General features: G+C 66.0%; 6 protein-coding genes. 3 read left to right on the forward strand and 3 right to left on the reverse strand.

Annotated features, from left to right (window positions below; genetic code table 11):
* Together EN781_RS34465 and EN781_RS23725 are read left to right on the forward strand one after the other, a co-directional pair.
* A partial coding sequence (locus EN781_RS34465) for a hypothetical protein (RefSeq protein ID WP_210213491.1) occupies positions 1-228 on the forward strand: 228 nt, incomplete at its 5' end.
* Between the two features lie 10 nt (positions 229-238).
* On the forward strand, positions 239-1,147 hold the full coding sequence (locus EN781_RS23725) for a hypothetical protein (protein ID WP_126056092.1): 909 nt from the start codon (positions 239-241) through the stop codon (positions 1,145-1,147).
* A 27-nt stretch (positions 1,148-1,174) separates the two neighbouring features.
* On the opposite strand, the gene EN781_RS23730 is transcribed toward EN781_RS23725, so the two are convergent.
* Entirely contained in the window at positions 1,175-2,377 is a 1,203-nt protein-coding gene (locus tag EN781_RS23730; RefSeq protein WP_189347781.1) for a cytochrome P450, read from the reverse strand.
* A 19-nt stretch (positions 2,378-2,396) separates the two neighbouring features.
* Positions 2,397-3,065: an N-acetyltransferase gene (locus EN781_RS23735; protein ID WP_126056090.1), complete on the reverse strand. Its 669-nt coding sequence runs from the start codon at positions 3,063-3,065 to the stop codon at positions 2,397-2,399.
* Between the two features lie 218 nt (positions 3,066-3,283).
* On the opposite strand from EN781_RS23735, the gene EN781_RS23740 reads away from it, so the two are divergent.
* The gene (locus tag EN781_RS23740) at positions 3,284-4,171 is read left to right on the forward strand and encodes a hypothetical protein (RefSeq protein WP_126056089.1); all 888 of its coding nucleotides are present in this window, start codon (positions 3,284-3,286) and stop codon (positions 4,169-4,171) included.
* 108 nt (positions 4,172-4,279) lie between these two features.
* On the opposite strand, the gene EN781_RS23745 is transcribed toward EN781_RS23740, so the two are convergent.
* A partial coding sequence (locus tag EN781_RS23745; protein WP_145965596.1) for an AMP-binding protein occupies positions 4,280-5,720 on the reverse strand: 1,441 nt, incomplete at its 5' end.

The raw sequence follows: 5,720 nt of genomic DNA on the forward strand, positions 1-5,720 counted from the left end.
TGGCTGGCCTGCTGGCTGTCGTCGGCGCGCACGATCCACCTGCCGGTGGCCGGCATCCTGGATCCGGCGATCAGGCCGGACATCGACCTGCTTCCGCCTGGCGACGCACGCTACCGCTTTCATAAGTTGGACATCGGCGACTGGACAGCGTCCGCCGAGCAGCTCGCGGCCTTCTATGGCGATGCGATCAAGTTTCGGCAGATCGAACTTCGGCAATTGGCACGATGAAAGAGTTGCGATGAGATTTCCGCTTTCGGTCGACAGGCCCGTGATCTGCGCGATCATGAAGCTGGAGCAACCCTATGTGATCGAATGGACCGCGTGGCACAAGCTGCACGGTTTCGATCTGATGATCGCCGACAATTGCGTCGCCGGGCCGCAGACGGCGGTGCTTTCGGCGTTGCGCGACGCCGGCTGGATCGAGCTGGTCGACTGGCGGCACGATCGGCTGCAGCCGCAGCGGCGGGCCTATTCGCACCTCTACTGGCGGGCACTGTTCCAGGGCTATCGCTATCTCGGCTTCCTGGACGCCGACGAATTTCTCGAGCCGCTCGGCGGACCGCCCTGGAGCGGCGCCGAGCTTGTCCGCTCGCTGCTCAGCCGGCGCGGCGTGCGCAGCGTCGCCTTCCGCTGGGCGAATTTCGGCAGCGACGGCAGAGAAGGCTATGACGACGAGCTGGTCACCGTCCGGTTTCCGCGGCGCGGCAGGCATGACGCCCCGACGGCGCGCTGGAAGAAGGCGTTTGGGCGCGTCGGGTCATGCCTGCCGAAGGCCGTGCGGAGCCCGATGCTGTTCATGGCGCATCCGCACGGCTTCCCGATCGGGCAGCGCAGGACGCTGGTCGACGGCATGACGCTCGACAGGCATCAAGCCGCCATGCCGATGGAATGGAAGCTCGGCTGGATCCGCCACTATGCGGTGAAGTCGCGGCAGGAATTGCTGAGCAAGCACGCCCGCGGCGGAGGCTTCACGCCGGCGAGCGAGGCGCCCTCGCTGGAAGAGTATATCGCGACGAGGGATCAGAATGACATTCTTGATCCGCTCGACGACGCGGCGATCGAGGTCCTGCGGGCCAAGGTGGCGGAGATAGTCCGCTCGCTCGATCCGGCGATCCTTGCGCAGACGCGGCCGCTTTTCCTTGACTGAGGATTGGTGGCCCGGCGCGCGATCCTCTCAAGCGAGGACAAGCGGCGCGGTACTCATCCCGTGAAACGACAGCGACGGGCGGCGCCTGGCGCCGGCGGCATCAAGCCGCCAGCCGGGAGCGCGGGTGAACAACGCCTCGAGCATCGCCGCGATCTCGATCCGGGCGACATGCTGGCCGAGGCAGACATGCAGGCCGGTGCCGAAGGTCAACGACAAGGCCGGCGAGCGGGTGAGGTCCAGCCGGTCACCGTCCGCGAACACCGCATCGTCGCGGTTGCCGCTGCCCAGCACCGCCACCACCGCCTCGCCGTTCGCGATCCCAACGTTGCCGAGGTCGATGTCTTCGGCCGCAATGCGCGCGATCGCGTATTGCACGGAGGCGCCAAAGCGCAGCAATTCGGCGGCCGCGCTGCTCCAGTCGACAAGCCGGCGCTCGAGCAGGGCGCGCTGCTCTGGAAAACGGTGCAGCGCGACCACGGCGTTGCCGAAAGCGTCGACGACGGTCTCCTGTCCGGCAAACAGCATGAACACGACGTTGGCCACCATGTCTTCGCGCGACCAGCGCCCTTCGGCGACTTCCCGCGCCATGCGGGCGACCATTCCGTCCGGCCGGAAGGCCTGTTGCGCCAGCCGCTCCTCGACAAAGGCCCGGCATTCGCCATAGGCCGCGGCGCTGGCAGCCGGCGGCTGGTCTGTTCGCAGGTCGAACGCACCAGCCATGCGGCTGGTCACCGATTTCAGCGCCCATGGATCCTCGATCTCGATGCCCATGATTTCCTGCAGCAGCCAGAAGGAGACCGGCACGGCGAGCCCGGCGACGGCATCGATGCGGCCGTCCGCCATCGCCCGGTCGACCAGCTCGCGGCTTAGCGCCCGCAGGCCCTGTGTCAGCGCCTCGACGGTGGGTCTGGAGAGGAAGCCTGCAACCGGCCGGCGCAGCCCGCCATGCTGCGGCGGATCGGCGAGCATCACCGACCGGCTGAGCAGCGCCATTGGCGCCTGGTCGACAAGCTTGCGGCGGACCTCCTCATACCTGCCGGGCGGCGCCTGCAGCAGGGCGGGATGTTTCAGAACGCGGGACACCAGCTCATGGCTGAAGACGTAATGCGCGTCGGCGAGTTCGGGATAGGGCGCCGCGCCGCGCGCTATGCCGCCCAGTGCGCGCATCTCGGCAAAATGCGCGAACGGATCGTCGCCGAGCGCAAACGGATCGAAGAACGGAGCCGTCATGCTGCGGCCGGCTCGCACGTCATTTCTTGAGGTCCTTGGCCGAGATGACCCGGAAACCGCCGGACGCGGCATCCTGCGGGAAGAAATCCGGCATGACGTAGAGGAATTCGCAGTCGTAGACGCGGTAGTGCAGACGCAGAAGCGGATCGCGGATAATCTCTTCCAGCGGCGGCCTTATGCCGGTCTCGTTCCAGCGGTCTATGGTAGCGCGAAACCGCGGGTCGGCCCTGACCTGGTCGTCGTCGCCGCCGGATGAGCCGGCATAGGCCGAGCAGCGGCCGTCGCCGATCAGCCAGCGCGCGCCGAGGCGGTGGCCGTGGCGCTCCATCTCCTTCAGCAGCCGGATCGCCGTGTTGCCGCCGCGGTGGCTGGGGCGGACGCAGAGATTGTAGGCATAAAGAGAGTGCACCGGCTCGCTGCGCGGCAGCGACGCAAAGGCATCGAAATTCGCGGGAAAGTCTGCACGCACCAGCGGGTCCTGGCTGGTTTCGGTGAAGCAGAGCGTGCCGGCAAGCACGTCACCGTCGATCGCCCCCAGCATGGTGTGGCCAAGCGCCAGCCGGCGTCGGATGGTCGCCTCGCTGGCCTGCAGCGGGCCGGCCCAGGCGGCAGCTTCAAGCTCCATCAGCAGCGGCATGTCGTCCGCGTCCAGCTTCCGGATTGGAAGCGCATTATTCTCGACGTTCATCTCTCGGCCACCCGGCTTGCCCATGCGCTATAGGGCGCGTAGCAGCTTTTTGCTAGTCAGCAAGACTGCAGTTTGCAATTCTGCGGATCGGGGGGCGCAATCGCTTGATATTCTACGTCACACATAGAAAGCACGCTTATACGCATGCGGTTGTGCTTCTCTATCACCGCACAGATCTGCAAGCATCGTTCCGGCTGGTTCGCTATGAGGATGCCGGATTGCTGCGCGGCGTTCGCGCCGGCGTGGTGATCTGGTCGGACATGGACCGGCTGACCGCCGAGGAGATGAAGCGGGCATCAGACCTGAGCGCCGCGCTGGCGCGGCAAGCGGGCCTGAAGCAGCTCAACCACCCGACCGCCAGCCTGCAGCGCTTCGATCTGCTGCGTGTGCTTGGTGACGATGGCGGCAACCTTTTTCGCGCGTTCAGGCTGGACCAGCTCGATGACACGATGCGCTATCCGGTCTTCATCCGCGACGAGGTGGGCGCACTCTACGAAGAGCCGCCGCTTTTGCACGACCGGACGGCGCTCGACGCGGCACTCGCCCGGCCGGACGGTCGCAGGCTGGTGCGGCCGATCGTGGTGGAGATGACCGGCGCGCCATGGCCGGACGGATACTACCGGAAATTCGCCGCCTATCGGGTCGGCGATACGATCTACGCCCAGCATATTGCCATGTCGAAATCCTGGTTCGTCAAGAATTCGAACGAGGAGCTCCTGCCGGCGCATATCGACGAGATCAGGGCCTACATTGCCGCGAACCCACATGCCGAATGGGTGATGCAGGTCTTCGAAAAGGCCCGTATGCAATACGGGCGCATCGACTACACGCTGACCAACGGCCAGCCCACAGTGTTCGAGATCAACAGCAATCCGACCGTGCTGAGCGACCCGCCGACGCCGTTCGCTACTTATGACCCGCAGCCTTTCGCCGACCTCCATGCCAACGCGCTGCTCGCGCTGCCCCAGGCGACAGCGCCGGATTCGCTGCCCGAAATCGACGCCGCCCACCGAGCGACGCTGGCCAAATTGCGGCGCCGCTACGAGTTCAAGCGGCTGAAGCTCGTGTTGCAGAAGGTCTTTGGACGAGGTGGCAAAATAGTCTGAAGCGCGATGCCTTGCCCATCGATCCGCGCGCGCGAAACAATGGCAAAGTCGGGCCGACAGTAGCCCTGGCGGGCCGGCGTTTTGCGCCGGCCCGTTCGCGTATCCGCGTCAGGCGGCCTTGACCTTCAGGTCTTCCTCGCCGCGCACCAACTTCGTCACGCCGGCGAAGTCGAGCTTGCCGGAACCGAGCACCGGCACTTTCGCAACGACGCGCACCTCGGCAGGCACCATCAGGTCCATGGCCCCGTTGGCCTTGGCGAAGGCCAGGAAATCCGCGCGGGTAGCGTTCGCAGCCTCCGTGATCAGGATCAGCTTTTCGCCCTTGCGGGCATCCGGCACGGTTGCGACGGCCGACAGCGAGCCTTTCCACAATTCGCCGGCCAGCGCCTCGACGGCAGCCAGCGAGATCATCTCGCCGCCGATCTTGGCGAAACGCTTGGCGCGGCCGCGGATGGTGATGAAGCCCGCCTCATCGATGGAGACAACGTCGCCGGTGTCATGCCAGCCGTCTTCCAGCGGCTCGAGCGCGCCCCGCTTCTCGGCCCGCAGATAGCCTGACATGACATTCGGGCCGCGCACGTAGAGCCGCCCGCCATTTTCGACGCCGGGCACCGGATCCAGCCGATACTCCATGCCGGGCATGATTTTGCCGACGCTGCCGGACCGGTTGTACATCGGCGTGTTGATGGAGATCACCGGCGCCGCCTCGGTCACGCCGTAGCCCTCGAGGATGCGCAGGCCGAACTTCTCCATATAGGTCATGCGCGTCGCCGCCTTGACCGGCTCGGCGCCAGCAAAGCAGTAGCGCACCGAGCGGAAGTCGTAAGGATGCGCCGTGCGCGCATAGCCTGAGAGGAACGTGTCGGTGCCGAAGATGATCGTCGCATTCGACGCGTAGACCAGTTCAGGCACGATGCGGTAGTGCAGCGGCGAGGGGTAGAAATAGACCGGCACGCCCGAGATCAGCGGTAGCACCGTGCCCGCCGTCATGCCGAAGGAATGGAAGATCGGCAGCACGTTGAACACCTTGTCGCCCGAGTGGAAGTCGATGCGCGAGGCGGCCTGGGCGGCGTTGGCGAGGATGTTGCGGTGGGTAAGCACCACGCCCTTCGGCGTGCCTTCGGAACCGGAGGTGAACAGGATCACCGCCGCGTCGTCGGGCTTGCGGGCGACGCGCGGTGTGGTCTTGCGCAGCAGCCCGAGCAGCTTGTCCTTGAGGCCGATGCCGGCTCGCAGGTCGTCGAGCCAGACGATCTCCACCGAGCGGCCGATTTCCTCGACGACCGCGCCGAGCTTGGCCTGTTCGACAAACGCGCGGGAGGTGAGCACGGTCCGCACCTCGGCGGCCTTGCAGGCGGAGAGGATGTTCGCCGCACCCGCGGTGAAGTTGATCATCGCCGGCACCTTGCCGGCCGACATGACGCCGAGCAGCGTCGCGCATGCGCCGTTGGCATTGGGCAGCATAATGCCGATTGTCTGCTGGCTGGCATAGAGGTGCTCGAACTTCTCGCCGAGCACGGCGGCAGCCGTCAGCAGCTTGCCGTAGCTC

It is taken from the genome of Mesorhizobium sp. M4A.F.Ca.ET.090.04.2.1, assembly GCF_003999085.1.
Taxonomy (GTDB): domain Bacteria; phylum Pseudomonadota; class Alphaproteobacteria; order Rhizobiales; family Rhizobiaceae; genus Mesorhizobium.

Bases quoted from the DNA above. Each gene is read 5' to 3' on its own strand.
- EN781_RS23730 (WP_189347781.1), bottom strand. From the start codon at position 2,377: ATGACGGCTCCGTTCTTCGATCCGTTTGCGCTCGGCGACGATCCGTTC.
- EN781_RS23735 (WP_126056090.1), bottom strand. From the start codon at position 3,065: ATGAACGTCGAGAATAATGCGCTTCCAATCCGGAAGCTGGACGCGGAC.
- EN781_RS23725 (WP_126056092.1), top strand. From the start codon at position 239: ATGAGATTTCCGCTTTCGGTCGACAGGCCCGTGATCTGCGCGATCATG.